The 12,158-nt window shown below is 34.7% G+C and carries 11 protein-coding genes; 5 read left to right on the top strand and 6 right to left on the bottom strand.

The window, feature by feature from the left end:
• Position 1: 1 nt before the first annotated feature.
• Both V4538_03635 and V4538_03640 read left to right on the top strand, forming a co-directional pair.
• On the top strand, positions 2-1,249 hold the full coding sequence (locus tag V4538_03635) for an ABC transporter permease (protein MES2380106.1): 1,248 nt from the start codon (positions 2-4) through the stop codon (positions 1,247-1,249).
• 118 nt (positions 1,250-1,367) lie between these two features.
• Positions 1,368-2,471: an efflux RND transporter periplasmic adaptor subunit gene (locus V4538_03640; GenBank protein MES2380107.1), complete on the top strand. Its 1,104-nt coding sequence runs from the start codon at positions 1,368-1,370 to the stop codon at positions 2,469-2,471.
• Here V4538_03640 and V4538_03645 read toward each other — a convergent pair.
• Positions 2,468-2,827 (bottom strand): diacylglycerol kinase family protein, encoded by a 360-nt coding sequence (locus V4538_03645; protein MES2380108.1) that lies wholly within the window; start codon positions 2,825-2,827, stop codon positions 2,468-2,470. The two genes, V4538_03640 and V4538_03645, sit on opposite strands and share 4 nt — an antisense overlap.
• Before the next feature lie 100 nt (positions 2,828-2,927).
• Between V4538_03645 and V4538_03650 the strand changes: the two genes are divergently transcribed.
• Entirely contained in the window at positions 2,928-3,608 is a 681-nt protein-coding gene (locus tag V4538_03650) for an outer membrane beta-barrel protein (protein MES2380109.1), read from the top strand.
• 18 nt (positions 3,609-3,626) lie between these two features.
• Entirely contained in the window at positions 3,627-4,430 is an 804-nt protein-coding gene (pyrF, locus tag V4538_03655) for an orotidine-5'-phosphate decarboxylase (GenBank protein MES2380110.1), read from the top strand.
• 10 nt (positions 4,431-4,440) lie between these two features.
• Here pyrF and V4538_03660 read toward each other — a convergent pair whose 3' ends face one another.
• Both V4538_03660 and V4538_03665 read right to left on the bottom strand, forming a co-directional pair.
• The gene (locus V4538_03660) at positions 4,441-4,983 is read right to left on the bottom strand and encodes a hypothetical protein (GenBank protein MES2380111.1); all 543 of its coding nucleotides are present in this window, start codon (positions 4,981-4,983) and stop codon (positions 4,441-4,443) included.
• Positions 4,980-6,263: a DUF2851 family protein gene (locus V4538_03665; protein MES2380112.1), complete on the bottom strand. Its 1,284-nt coding sequence runs from the start codon at positions 6,261-6,263 to the stop codon at positions 4,980-4,982. Before V4538_03665 ends, V4538_03660 begins: the two co-directional genes overlap by 4 nt.
• A gap of 132 nt (positions 6,264-6,395) precedes the next feature.
• Here V4538_03665 and V4538_03670 point away from each other — a divergent pair, with 132 nt between their 5' ends.
• Positions 6,396-9,179, top strand: coding sequence for an endonuclease (locus V4538_03670; GenBank protein ID MES2380113.1), 2,784 nt, complete (start codon positions 6,396-6,398; stop codon positions 9,177-9,179).
• Between the two features lie 54 nt (positions 9,180-9,233).
• Here V4538_03670 and V4538_03675 read toward each other — a convergent pair whose 3' ends face one another.
• From V4538_03675 to pdxA, 3 genes are all read right to left on the bottom strand, one after another.
• Complete coding sequence (locus V4538_03675; protein MES2380114.1) at positions 9,234-9,701, bottom strand: 3-oxoacyl-ACP synthase; 468 nt, start codon at positions 9,699-9,701, stop codon at positions 9,234-9,236.
• 83 nt (positions 9,702-9,784) lie between these two features.
• Entirely contained in the window at positions 9,785-10,879 is a 1,095-nt protein-coding gene (locus V4538_03680; GenBank protein ID MES2380115.1) for an acyl-CoA desaturase, read from the bottom strand.
• Positions 10,880-10,975: 96 nt separating this feature from the next.
• Positions 10,976-12,043 (bottom strand): 4-hydroxythreonine-4-phosphate dehydrogenase PdxA, encoded by a 1,068-nt coding sequence (pdxA, locus tag V4538_03685; protein ID MES2380116.1) that lies wholly within the window; start codon positions 12,041-12,043, stop codon positions 10,976-10,978.
• Between the last annotated feature and the right edge of the window lie 115 nt (positions 12,044-12,158).

A 12,158-nucleotide genomic window follows, 5' to 3' on the forward strand; every position in this document is an offset into this window, starting at 1 on the left:
AATGGATAAAATAAACGAAATATACCAAACACTTAGTAAAAATAAGCTAAGAACAATGCTCACCGCATTCGGTGTGTTTTGGGGTATATTTATGTTGATTATAATGCTTGGTTCAGGTAATGGTTTAGAAAATGGAGTTACATTTATGTTTGGTGGATCAGCTAAAAACGCAGTTTATATGTGGACCCAAAATACATCAGTAGCCTATAAAGGTTTACCACGCGGTAGAAGTTTTGATTTTAAAGTAGAAGATGTACAAGCCATCAGAGACAATGTGCCAGAACTTGGCGTAATAGCACCTGCCGCACAATTAGGCGGATACAGAGGAGAGAACAATGTAAGCAGAAATAAATACACAGGAGCCTTTACCGTTAGAGGCGATTATCCAGATACCCGATTGGTACAAACATTTAAAATGACCAACGGCCGTTTTCTAAATGAGTTAGATATAAAAGAACGAAGAAAAGTATGCGTAATAGCACAACGCGTAGTCGAAATATTATTTCCAAAAAACGAATACCCATTAGAAAAATACATACAGATTAACGGTGTTTATTTTAAAGTAATAGGAAGCATAAAAGCGGATAATTCAGGTGATGATGTACAGGAAAAAATGCAAACCATTTATGTGCCATTCACTACATTTCAAAATGCATTTAATTTTGGTGGTAAAATTGGTTGGTTTACACTCACAGCAAAAGACAACATATCCGCTTCATTGGTAGAAGAAAAAATAAAAACCATTTTAAAACAACGACATAACATAGCACCCGAAGACGATAGAGCCATAGGCAGTTGGAATAGCGAAAAAGAGTTTCAAAAGCTAATGGGTTTGTTTAGAGGGATAGAGTTATTGGTTTGGATAGTAGGAGTAGGAACCCTGCTGGCAGGCGTAATAGGCGTAAGCAATATTATGCTCATCATAGTAAAAGAACGAACAAAAGAAATAGGCGTGCGCAGAGCCATAGGCGCATCTCCATTAAACATAATGAGTCAGGTAGTATCAGAAAGTATAGTACTAACAGCTATAGCAGGCTATGTTGGATTAGTGTGTGGCGTATTTGCTTTAGAAGCAGTGAACGTAGCTATAAAAGGACAAGAAACAGGCATGTTTCAAAACCCGGGAGTTGATATAGTTATTGCTTTAAAAGCATTAGCCATACTTGTTATTTCAGGAGCCCTTGCAGGTATTATCCCTGCACGAAAAGCAGTATCAATAAGTCCGGTAGAAGCATTAAGAACAGAATAAATTTGGCAACTAGCTACTAGCTCCCGATAGTTATCGGGATGGCTACTGGCATGAAGTATAAAAGTATTAATAAAAAGCTAGCGGCCAGAAGCCAGCAGCTAGAAGCAAAAGAATAAGTATGAAAAAAATAATAAAGACATTAGTATTTGTAGCATTAGGAGCATTGTTTGTATACACCATTTATTACCTGTATGCAAAAAACCAGGAAAAACCTGTTGTATTTAAAACTACCCAGGCCAGCGAAACAGATATAGTTAAAAAAACCTTGGCCACGGGTAGTATTGTGCCACGCAGAGAAATTAATATCAAGCCACAAGTATCAGGCATAATAGAAAAAATATATGTGGTAGCAGGTACACATGTAAGCAAAGGCGATATGATAGCCCGTATAAAAATTATTCCTAACATGATAAATTTAGCCAATGCAGAAAGCAGGATTACCCGTGCTAAGCTGGCTTTAGATAATGCTAAAATAGACTTTGATAGGTACCAGAAATTATATGACCAGAAAATGGTTTCCTTATCAGAGTTCCAACCCTTTGCCTTGTCTTATAAAAATGCCAGTGAAGAGCTGGAAGCAGCCGAAAACAATATAGCTTTAATAAAAGAAGGCGTAAGCAAATCAGGCGGAAAAGTAACCAACACCATTGTACGTAGCACTATAGACGGAATGATACTCGATATACCCGTTAAAGAAGGCGGTAGCGTTATAGAAAGCAATAACTTTAACGAAGGAACCACAATAGCTTCCATAGCCGATATGGGTGAAATGATTTTTGACGGCAAGGTAGATGAAAGCGAAGTAGGAAAAATAAAACCCGGTATGTCGTTAATATTAACCATTGGCGCATTAGACACCTTTAAGTTTGATGCCAATTTAGAATACATAGCACCCAAAGGTGTAAAAGAAAATGGAGCCATTCAGTTTCAGATTAAAGCCAAAGTAAATTTACAAAAAGGCGTGTTTTTACGCGCAGGCTATAGCAGTACAGCCGATATAGTTTTAGCCAGACGCAACAAAGTAATGTCCTTACCCGAAGCCGTTTTACAATTTGAAAATGGTAAAACATTTGTTGAAGTAGAAACCACACCACAAGTATTTGAAAAACGATTTATACAAACAGGCTTAAGTGATGGAATAAATATTGAAATATTGGGGGGAATAAAAAAAGAAGATAAAATTAAAGATCCTAATATAAGCGCAGAAGAAGAACAGGATTAAAAAAACTTAGGCACAAAAATAAGCACGCCAACAATAACAGCGGCTATAGAAGTAATTAAAACACCGGCAGCAGCTAAGTCTTTTACCAGTCCTGCTTTGTCGTGTTTTTGTGGATGCAGTAAATCAATGGTTTTTTCAATAGCCGTATTAAAAGCTTCAGCAGCTATTACAGCCGAAATAGTAAGTGTTATAATAATCCATTCAATGGCATTTAACTCAAAAAACCAGCCGGCAACCACTACAACAAAAGTGGCAAATAAATGCACCATGGCATTTCCTTCGTTACTAAAAAGCCATATAATGCCATTTAGTGCAGGTTTAAATGATATGAGCCTTTTATGTATAAAATTTTTCATGCTTGGTAACAAAGAAAGTTAATTTTTATTTTTAAATACATTCCCTTAAGAATATTTTAGGAAAAGGAATAGGTAATTCAATTATTTTTGTTGAAAGCATATGTCAGGAATATATAAAATAGCAATCGTTTTTTTCTCCTTGTTTATAGGGCAGTTTGTATATGCCCAAAATAAAGAGGTAGTAGATTCAACCTTGGATGAGGAAGAAGTAACAGATGTATTGCCAATGCCCGATGGCAAATATAAAATAGGTTTAAAATTAGGTGTGCTGGGTAGTACCATTTCAGGCGAAGAGAACACCAACAACACCATTAAGTTTGGTTTAAGTGGTGGAGCTTATTTACGCAGGAAATTCAAAAGCGAAAAATGGGGTTTTCAAATAGAGTTAAACGGAAGTTTCAGAGGCAGTAACTACGAAGCTAATGATACCAACTATTCATCTATCCGTTTGGTATGTTTAGATGTACCATTGTATTTATTTTTTAACCTGACAAAAAACGAAGACCATAAAATTATTTTGGGACCACAATTTTCCTATTTGTTAAGTTCGGCCTTGTATAAAAATCAATTTAATTTACCCGAATCCAAACCACCCAAACTAGTTGAATACGATATATTAGCATGTGGAGGATACCATTACAGGTTAGGTCATATTGCCATACAAACAATGTTTAAATACGGTTTTGTGAATATAAATAATGGTTTATTGCCTAATATTACACCCGCTAATCAAGGAAAAAGTATGCATAATCTTATCTTTGAAGTCAACTTATTATTTTAATATTTAACATCATTTTTTGTGACCAAACAAGAGCTTATTAATCAAATAAAAACAAAAAGAAATTTTTTGTGCATAGGTTTAGACACCGATTTATCTAAAATCCCTGCCCATTTACTAGATACCGAAGACCCAGTATTTGAATTTAATAAAGCCATTATAGCAGCTACCAAAGATTATTGCGTTTGCTATAAAATAAATACAGCATTTTACGAAGCCAATGGAATAAAAGGTTGGCAAAGTATGGCCAAAACATTGGCTGAAATTCCGGCTGATATTTTAACCATAGCCGATGCCAAAAGAGGAGATATAGGCAATACCAGTAATATGTATGCCAAAGCTTTTTTTGAAACACTAAACTTTGATGCTATTACATTAGCTCCATACATGGGCAACGATAGCTTAGCTCCGTTTTTTGAATATAAAAATAAGTGGGGAATAGTACTGGCATTAACCAGCAATGCAGGTAGTGCCGATTACGAACAACAAAAAATAGAAGGTGAGTTTTTATATGAGCGTGTGGTTAAAAATACTTGCAAATTAGCTACAGATAATAACTTGATGTTTGTAGTAGGAGCCACCAAACCACAGGATTTTATTACCATACGAAAACACGCAGCCAATCACTTTTTATTGGTACCGGGTGTAGGTGCGCAAGGCGGTAGTTTAGCCGAAGTAGTTAAATACGGAATGAATAGCGATATCGGCTTATTAATAAATGCTTCGCGAAGTATTATTTACGCTAGCAATGGAATCAATTTTGCTGAAGAGGCACAGGCAGAAGCCAAAAGAATGTGCGAAGAAATGAGCGCTTATATTGTTTAAGCTAACCCGTTTACTTAACCAGTATTACCCAACCGTCAGCTAACTTATATTTTGGATTTTCAGGTAGTATAAAAGCGGTGATTAGTGTAGTTGTAAGGCCAATACCAACTGATATGCCCAACGTCTCCCAAAACCCTATTTTATTGTACCTGAATAAATCAATACCGCCAACATAAGTTGCCACTAATATAGATGTAGACAATAACGATTTTGCTATAGTTCTGCCCGTAGTAATGCGCCTGAAAGAAACAATATCCTTCAATAAAATAATTCTGTAGCTAGCATCATATTTCCCGCTTAATTTTTGAACCCATTCTATTTGAGGTTCATTTATATTTCCCAGTGTTATACTGCTATCAGTTATATCAGTAATTACATTTTTGTGGTGAAACAGTTGGTTATTATAGGCTAAATACTGCACACTTAATGTTTGACCAATACTGGCTTCAATTACCTCATTGCTCCTGGTATTAATAAACCTGATTGTTTTTTGAGCATACAACCCAAAAACAGTAAAGCATAATAGAAAGAGTAATAAAAAGGATTTTATCATAAAGTGGGGGCATTGTTTAATACACTGTAACCAATGGCACATTGTAAGCATTTTTGATTAGCGCAATATTCATTTTTTAATTGTAATAATGCCTGTGTTTGCAAAGCATTTGTTGTTTTTAAATTTAAGCCTGCCCAAAAGGTTACAATATTATTTTTCTCCGGTTGTAAATCTTCCAGCCAGTTTAGTGCCTTTTGACTTTTTTCTTCATCAAAGCGTAATTTACCGTATAAAAAAACAATAGGTATGACCGCATTAATCAGCAAAGTATTAATAGCGGCTTTGCCTAAGTCAGTTTTTAAATCATCAAAATCATGATTGCTTAATTCAGATAGATGGATAAGATGCAAATGTTTTAACTGATACAAGTTAAGCAAGTCGTTAACAGATTCAGCTTCTAAAATTTTAGAAAACAAATGACTGCTTTGGTATAATAAAGCAGCAAATTGCATAAGCCGTATAGTTGGAAAATTACTTGGCCTTGTTTTTCCAAATTTCCAGATAGAAGCATCAACACTAATTAGGTTATACTTCTTTTTCAAAAACACATATTCCGATTGCAGATAACGCAAATAATCATCATTCAGTTTTTTATCTAAAAATCCGGCTGTTCCCAACACCAAAGCCTCTATCTGGCTTAGTTTATCCTTGTGCTTAGCTATTACAGTAAGCGGTAAGTTTTGAGCAACCCATTCAAAAGCCTGTTCATTTATTTTTTGCCCAAAATAGCGGGCGGTAATGATGTAAAACGTTTGTTCCCAATTGTTATTAGTAGCTTGCAGCAACAACTCTATTCGTTCACATTTGTTTTCTAAACGTTCCACTACCAATCTGTTTAGCCATGTATTTAGTTTAAAATCATCAGGTAAAACAAAAATAGACTTGCATGGAATTTCTTGTTTTTGTTGCTGTAGTATAGCGTATTTACTTAAAAGCGATGGAGGTAAAAGCGGTTTAAGTTCAAGTGTTAAAAAAGGATTATTGGAAGAATCGTAAATAACTTTGTCGTTTTCAAAAACCACATGTAAAATTACATTGTCATATTTTTTATCACCGGTATGTTTGTGGTTTAACCAATCGCTTGCTTTTATATGAATTTCAATATTACCCACCAAAATAGTATTGTCTATTCTGATCTGGGCATTAAAAAAATCAGGTCCCGCGTCTTTGTTTAATTGACCCGGATTAATTATTTCAATACGTTGAGAATTGTTTAATAGTAAGTTTTGCTTCGCTAGTATTTTGCTCTGCCATATAAAATGCAAAAGTTCTTCTTTCATATTCAGTTACTGCAATATAATAGCAAATTTAGAATAATACATTTTTCGAATTATTAATCTATAATTTACACTATAGTAACACTATATAAAAATAAAATACAATATATTGCGAAGCTATTTAAACAGCAAAATATGTTAAAAAAATTTATATTAAACATTAGTTTTTGCTTGGCAGTTATTGCCTCGCAAGCGCAAGCATTGCTTCCAACAGGTTGGAATTTTTCTTCTCCCAGCAGTACAACACCACCAACGGGGTGGACATTAAATTTAGGTACCAATGGCAACACTACTTACGCTTTTGGAGTAGGCGATGCTATTGCCTGCAGATTAGATGCAACAGGTGAAAATATAGTGATTAATGTAGCTGACAAACCCGGTACATTAAGTTATTATTTAAGCCCCCAAAATGCAGGAAATCCTTGGGGAGGTCAGTTTGATATTCAAGAAAGTAATGATGGAGGAACTTGGTCAATAGTGCGTTCAGTTACTTCAAAAGCCACTACAACAACCAATTTTACAAATGGTAAGTATACCGATGTTTTAAAACAAACAACTCGTTTTGTCAGGTTTTATTATACCACTAAAATAGCAGGCGGTAGTGCTTCTATACCAGGTGGTAATATGGCGTTAGATAGTGTATTAATTACAGCAGCTCCTATTGCAGCAACCCCAACCATACAAGTTAGTGGCAACACAGGAATTATTGGCAACAATGGTGATTATACCGTAGGTAATGCAACCAGCTTTACTTTTAAAGTTAAAAATGTTGGATCAGCCGATACTTTAGTTATTGATAGTATTAATTTTAGTGGAAGTAGTGCTTCAGCATATGCAGTTACCAATACATTTCCTATTAAAGTAGCCTCAAAAGATTCAATGCTTATTAATTGTACCCTTAATACAAGCGGTAATGGTAGCAGGTTAGCAGCTATTAATATTTTTAACAACGATGTAGATAAACAACAATTTATTGCAAACCTATATGGTATTGCCGGTAGCCTTGCCACAGAACCTTTGTTTAAACCCGTATCAGTTACTTTTAGCAATATTACTGCATATGGTTTAAATGTTGTATTAGCCGATACAGCTACTGCTTCAACAGAAAACTACATAGTATTGCGCAAACGCAACGGAACAATAACAGAAGTTCCCGTTGATGGACAAACCTACCAAAAAGGAGATTATATAGGTGCTGCACAAGTAGCCTATATTGGTCAAGTGGGTTCATTTAAACCAACCTATATTTTGGCCAACAATAACTACACCTTTGCTGCTTTTGCATTTAACGGTCCTTCAACTTACGAAAACTATTTAACCAGTAATTTTACTTCATCATCAGTTCAATCATTGGCAGGAAATGCAGGTAGCTACTACAGTAGTATCAATACAAGTGCTCCTACTTTCATAGCAGATTTAAGTGCTAAAGTAAATCCACACGATACCATTTTTTATAGCAACTATATTACTACGGTAATCAATAATTTTTTAACCAGAGATACCATACAAGGTAAAAAAGTAGTGAATTGCGTATATACAGGCATTGCTTATGTATACAACGAGCCATTTGTGTGGAATGCAAGTAATAGCACAGGAATATTAACTAGGGAACATACACGTGCGCAAAGCACTATGCCTAGTAATACCGCTGCACAAAATCCAAGCTGGCCTCGTAGCCCAAGTAATTTAGAACTACCGGAATATAACGACCAACATAATTTATTCCCTGCCGATCAAATTAATGCAAATGGTGTTCGTTCCAACTATCCTTTTGGGGAATGTGTAACTGTTACATCTACTTCGCCAACAGGTAAAGGTAAATTGGGTAAAGATGCCAATAACAATACCATATACGAGCCTAAAGATGAGCAAAAAGGAGATTTAGCACGTGCTTTATTCTACATGTCAGTTTGCTATAACGGTATAAATGGAAACAACTGGAGCTTGCCGTCTAATCAAGGCTTAGCTGTATTATTAAAATGGCACCAACAAGATCCACCAAGTGAAGAAGAAATTGCACGTCATGAATACATTGCTTCAGTACAGCACAATAGAAACCCATTCATTGACAATCCTAGCTGGGCTAATTTGATTGATTTCAAAACAATGACATTGATTCAAAACAAAGTGTTAACGGTAAATGCACCCAATGGTGGCGAAAATCTTATTGCAGGTAAAACAACACCTGTTATCTGGTTGTCAGCAAACATAACAGGCAAAGTAAAATTAGAATATACTACTAATGGAACAGACTTTAATTTTATTGATTCAGTAAATGCGACTACCGGAAATTATTCATGGACAATACCAGCAGTAGCTACCAGCACTGCAAAAATTAAAGTATCAGCAACCGATAATTCAATCAGCGATTTGAGTAATGCCAACTTTACTATCAGTGTACCATCGTTACAATTATTAACCCCTGTAGCTACTGATATATGGAAAGGCAACGACAATAAATATATTACATGGCAAAGTGCTTTTGTTGATTCTATTACTATTGATTTAAAAGATGGCTCAACATTACTTTGGTCAATAAAAGAAGCTGCAGGTAAAGACAGTTTTTCTATTGCTGTACCAGATGTAAACGCAAATAATGCCAAAGTTTACATAACCGAAGTAAACGGCAGTTTAAAAGACAGCAGCGCTGCCTTTAAAATTGAAAAAAGCGTATCAGTTCGCGAAGTATCAAACACAACCTTTGTTGTATATCCTAATCCGTCAAATGGAACCATTTACTTTAATACAAACATGAACATACGCAATGCTACTTATGAATTGTTTGATGTAACAGGTAAGTTAATGGCTGCGGATAATTTAGATAAAACAAATGCTATCCATATAGCACAAAAAGGAATTTATATTTTAAAGGCAAGTATTGATGAAAAAACCATTATTAAGAAAATAGTTGTAGAATAGTCAATATCATTACCATTTAAGAAACTACTTAGATTTAAAACCTAAGTAGTTTTTTTATGCAATATGCTGAATACTAAAAGTATTGTTATTAAAGGTAAAGCTCTCGCCAATTTGCTTACCCAGCATAGCTTTTGCCAAAGGCGCTTTGCCAGATATAACAGTTACAGTTTGGGCCTCAATACTTACCTGGCCTAGTGCTACACTAACATAAAATAATTTGGTGTCACAATAAACTAGTGAGCCCATAATTACTTGTTTACCTACAGGCGTATTTTCTAATTTTAACAACGAAGTTAATTCCTCTTTGTTTTTAACAACTTGGCTTGCATTCATATCTCTCGCCAGTTGACTCATAGCTCTGCCCGTTTCATATTTATCGCCCATACTGCTTTTCTCTTCACTATTGGCTGCTTCTTGCGCTTCTTGCATAGCCTTTTCACCATCAGCTATATGTTGCAGCAAAATATTTTTGCAATGGGTAAACAGCGTTGTTTTATTAATAAGTACAATATTATCGGACATGTATTTGTTATAAATGAAAAGAATAAAATAAAAACAGCCTACAACTAAAAGTTATAGGCTGTTGAGTGAAATATTTTTATGTTTTATGCTGCCACTACTATAGTTGGTGCTACACCCATTGCTTTTAAATGCATTAAATGAGAACGAACAGCACTAGCCACCGTTGGAAATTCTTTGTAGGTAATATTAAATTCTTCACAAGCCTGTTTTACAATTTTATGTATTTGTGGGTAATGTACATGGCTTATGCGTGGAAATAAATGATGTTCAATTTGAAAATTTAAACCACCCAATAACCAAGTCATAGAACGACTTTTGGTAGCAAAGTTTGCAGTGGTGTTTATTTGATGAATAGCCCACTCTGTTTCAATTTTCATCGAAGTTCCATTGGTATCAACAAAATCCATATCTTCTAAAATATGTGCTAATTGGAAAACAACAGCAATTACTAAACCGCATACAAAAACAGTAATTAAATAACCAATAATAGTAGGTACTAAGCCGGCAAAAAATATTGGCAATACTAAAAATAAACCGATGTAGCCTACTTTTGTAATCCAAAATATAAAATGTTCTTTTAAATCCATTTTACGCAAAGGCGTATAATCAGAAATACGGCTGGCAAAATATTTTTTAAAGTCGTTTAAAAACACCCAGAATAAATAAGTTAAACCGTAAAGTAATAAACCATAAATATGTTGAAAACGGTGATACCATTTACCATCCTGATCAGCATGCACCCTTATAAAAGGTTTAATATCAATATCATCATCCATACCTTCAATATTGGTATAAGAGTGGTGGTTAATATTGTGTTTTTGTTTCCATAAATAGCTGCTACCGCCCATTACATTCAGGGAGTAACTCATTGCTTCATTAACCCATTTTTTTGTAGAATAACTGCCATGTGCACCATCGTGCATTACATTAAAACCAATAGCGGCTAAGTCAACACCTAGTACTATACATAAAGCTACGTTTAGTAAAGCTGATTCAGGAGTGAAAAATACCAATACAATATAAATCAATGCTAATGCCGTTAAAAGTATAGCAGTTTTACTGTAAAGCTTATAGTTTCCTGTTGATTTAATGTTTTTTGACTCAAAGTAATTTTCAACACGTTGTTTTAAAATGTTAAAGAATTCTGGGTTTTTGTTGTCGAATTTAATTTTTGTCATTTAGTAATAGATAATGAATGCAATATCAACTATTAAATGCGTACTAAATAAAACATAAGTCATGTTTTTGTAATTTAATAGTTACAGTTATTTATATTAAAAATCCATTCTAAAACGTTCACGTTTAAATTGTTGAAAGGCTAAAGGATTTGCCTTTAAACTGGCATTGTCAGTCCTTCGGGCAATAATATCCAAAGCTAAATAAAGGGCATTACGCATGCTGCTTTCATCGGCAGTTCCCTTGCCGGCAATGTCATAAGCGGTACCGTGGTCGGGTGATGTTCTCACCACATTAAGTCCGGCTGTGTAATTTACACCATCAGTAAATGCAAAATATTTAAAAGGTATCAACCCCTGGTCGTGGTACATAGCTAATACAGCATCAAATTTTTCGTATTGTTTAGCACCAAAAAAGCCATCGGCAGGATAGGGGCCAAAAGCAACAATACCTTCAGCTTGTGCAGCATTTACTGCCGGAATAATAATTTCTTTTTCTTCATTGCCAATTAAACCATTGTCACCGGCATGTGGGTTAAGACCCAATACGGCTATTTTAGGTTTAGGACAATTGAAATCGTTTTTAAGCGATTCGTTTAATAGTTTTATTTTTTTCAGGATTAAATCGGTGCTTAGTTTTGCAGCTACCTCTTTAATAGGTAAATGGCCTGTTACCAAACCCACTTTTAACTCTTCGCAAACCAATAACATTAAAAAGTTATGACTACCTAGTTCATGCGCTAAATATTCAGTATGTCCTTTAAAAGGAAGCAGCTCACTGTTTACCTGGTTTTTGTTTAATGGAGCAGTAATTAGTCCGTCCAGTTTGCCTTCCTTTAAATCGCGGGTAGCCCATTCCAAACTTTTAAAAGCATATTTGCCCCCGGTAGTATTGGCGTCACCTATTTTTATTTCAACTTCCTCTTCCCAGCAACTAATTAAATTAACCTTTTTAGTGTTTAACTGATCCATACTTTTAACAATGTTTACAAAAAAATCAGGCAGACCTATTACCTTTTTCCAATACCCAATAATTTTAGGAGAGGCATAGATAACAGGTGTACAATAGTCGCAAATACGAGGGTCACTAAGGGTTTTAATTACAATTTCGGGAGCAATGGAATTTACATCGCCAATGGTTATACCTATGATAGGAAGTTTACTCATATTATTTTCAATAAAGGAAGGCAATTTAACCAAGATTTTGAATACTGCCAGTATTACTTTTAAATAATATATAGTAATTGCTTATCTATAATATAATCAAAAAACAAATTGTTGA

Source organism: Bacteroidota bacterium (genome assembly GCA_040388375.1).
GTDB lineage: Bacteria > Bacteroidota > Bacteroidia > UKL13-3 > UKL13-3 > JAAFJM01.

Excerpts from the sequence above, each read along its gene's own strand:
- V4538_03635 (MES2380106.1), top strand. The coding sequence starts at position 2 with ATGGATAAAATAAACGAAATATACCAAACACTTAGTAAAAATAAGCTA.
- V4538_03640 (MES2380107.1), top strand. The coding sequence starts at position 1,368 with ATGAAAAAAATAATAAAGACATTAGTATTTGTAGCATTAGGAGCATTG.
- V4538_03645 (MES2380108.1), bottom strand. The coding sequence starts at position 2,827 with ATGAAAAATTTTATACATAAAAGGCTCATATCATTTAAACCTGCACTA.
- V4538_03650 (MES2380109.1), top strand. The coding sequence starts at position 2,928 with ATGTCAGGAATATATAAAATAGCAATCGTTTTTTTCTCCTTGTTTATA.
- V4538_03660 (MES2380111.1), bottom strand. The coding sequence starts at position 4,983 with ATGATAAAATCCTTTTTATTACTCTTTCTATTATGCTTTACTGTTTTT.
- V4538_03665 (MES2380112.1), bottom strand. The coding sequence starts at position 6,263 with ATGAAAGAAGAACTTTTGCATTTTATATGGCAGAGCAAAATACTAGCG.
- V4538_03670 (MES2380113.1), top strand. The coding sequence starts at position 6,396 with ATGTTAAAAAAATTTATATTAAACATTAGTTTTTGCTTGGCAGTTATT.
- V4538_03675 (MES2380114.1), bottom strand. The coding sequence starts at position 9,701 with ATGTCCGATAATATTGTACTTATTAATAAAACAACGCTGTTTACCCAT.
- V4538_03680 (MES2380115.1), bottom strand. The coding sequence starts at position 10,879 with ATGACAAAAATTAAATTCGACAACAAAAACCCAGAATTCTTTAACATT.
- pdxA (MES2380116.1), bottom strand. The coding sequence starts at position 12,043 with ATGAGTAAACTTCCTATCATAGGTATAACCATTGGCGATGTAAATTCC.